The following is a 255-nucleotide window of genomic DNA, read 5'->3' on the forward strand; positions in this document are numbered from 1 at the left end:
GCTTCCCGAGCTTGATCCGCGCCACCGCGTCGGTCACCTTGCGGGTGACGAACTCGACGCCGCGCAGCGGGCTCTCGTGGTTGAACAGGATCCCGTTCGACGCGTGCAGCCCGAAGCTCTCGCGGTAATTGATCGTCATCCAGTGCGCGTACAGCTTGGCCACGCCGTAGGGCGAGCGCGGGTAGAACGGCGTCGACTCGCTCTGCTCGGCCTCCTGGATCAGGCCGAACATCTCCGAGGTCGAGGCCTGGTAGT

1 protein-coding gene is annotated in these 255 nt (G+C 65.9%); it reads right to left on the reverse strand.

All coding sequences use genetic code 11. The features are described 5' to 3' along the window. Positions 1–255: GDP-mannose 4,6-dehydratase (locus ACLBXO_RS32325; protein WP_447687980.1), on the reverse strand; the 255-nt coding region annotated here is incomplete at both ends.

The organism is Methylobacterium sp. C33D (assembly GCF_053345825.1).